The 1,285-nt window shown below is 73.9% G+C and carries 3 protein-coding genes; all 3 read right to left on the bottom strand.

Translation table 11 applies throughout. The features are described 5' to 3' along the window. A partial coding sequence (locus ACFXB5_RS33940; RefSeq protein ID WP_385215202.1) for a DnaJ domain-containing protein occupies window positions 1-203 on the bottom strand: 203 nt, incomplete at its 3' end. A gap of 7 nt (window positions 204-210) precedes the next feature. Further along, a complete protein-coding gene (locus ACFXB5_RS33935) occupies window positions 211-822 on the bottom strand; it encodes a nucleotide exchange factor GrpE (RefSeq protein WP_385215199.1) in 612 nt (203 codons plus the stop codon). Window positions 823-876: 54 nt separating this feature from the next. After that, window positions 877-1,285, bottom strand: a 409-nt coding sequence (locus tag ACFXB5_RS33930) for an Hsp70 family protein (RefSeq protein ID WP_385215196.1), incomplete at its 5' end; no start/stop codon positions are given.

The raw sequence follows: 1,285 nt of genomic DNA, 5'->3' as shown, positions 1-1,285 counted from the left end.
CCGAACCGGTCGTAGCGGGCCCGGGTCTTCGGGTCGGAGAGCACGCTGTAGGCGTCGTTGAGCTCCTTGAACCGCTCCTCGGCGGTCGGGTCCTTGTTCACATCCGGGTGGTGGCGGCGGGCCTGGGTGCGGAACGCCTGCTGGATCTCGTCCTGGCTCGCGCCCCGGGACACCCCGAGCACCTCGTAGTAGTCCCGTGCCATGGCCTTCTCACTCCCGCTTCGCCACGGCCACGGCCACCGGCCTCAGCTGTTTGTCGGCCTTCCCGTAACCGGGGCGCAGCACCTGGACCACGGTGCCCGGCTCCGCCTCGGGGTCCTCGACCACGCCCACCACCTCGTGCCGGGCCGGGTCGAACGGCACCCCCGTCTCGGCCTCCCGCTCGTAGCCGAGCCGGGCCAGGGCGTCCACGGCCTGGTCGTGGATGGCCTTGACGCCCTCCACGATCGAGCCGGGGTCGGCCTCGGCGTGGGAGAGGGCCAGTTCGAGGTTGTCGATGACGGGCAGCAGGGCCACCGCCGTACGGGCCCGCTCGGCGGCCCGCTCCCGCTCCAGCTCCCTGGCATGGCGCTTGCGCAGATTCTCCAGATCGGCCAGGGCCCGGCGCCAGCGGTCATCCAGCTCGGCCAGCGCGGCGGCCTGCTCGGCGGCCCGCTCATCGGCCTCGCCGACGGCGGGGCCACCGGCCGCGTCCGGACCAGGGCCCTCCCCGCCCGCGCCGCGCGCCTCCGCGGCGCCCGGGGCGGGCAGGTCCCGCTCCTGCACCGGCTCCGTCACGGCGCCCTCCGGCACCGGGTCGGGCTGCTGCGGTTGAGTGGACATGGCGGCCTCTCAATGCGCCTTTGTCGGATCGGCCTTCGTCGGATGGGTTTCGGTTCAGCCCTTGTCGAACTCGGCGTCGATGACGTCCTCGTCGCCTCCGCCGCCCCCGGCCCCGGTGTCCTGGGCGCCACCCGCGCCGGGCCCGCCTGCCGCGCCGGCACCCGCGGCCGCGGGCTCGTGGGCCTGCAGTCCCGCGTAGACCTGCTGGAGCTCGGAGGCCAGCGGCCTGGTCCGGTCGGTCCCGGCCTCGTTCCTGACCGCCTCGCGGGCGTCGTTCACCAGCATCTCGGCACGCGACCGCTCATGAGAGGGCACCGCCTCGCCCAGATCCGAGAGGCGCTTTTCGACCTGGTAGGCGGCAGCATCCAGTTCATTGCGCGCGTCCACCGCCTCGCGCAGCGCCTGGTCCTCACCACGGTTGCGCTCGGCCTCCTGGACCATCCGCTCCACCTCACCACGGTCA

Source organism: Streptomyces sp. NPDC059455, assembly GCF_042750115.1.
GTDB lineage: Bacteria > Actinomycetota > Actinomycetes > Streptomycetales > Streptomycetaceae > Streptomyces > Streptomyces endocoffeicus.
The sequence above is the reverse complement of the archived record's forward strand: the minus strand, read 5'-3'. Positions and strand labels throughout refer to the sequence as shown.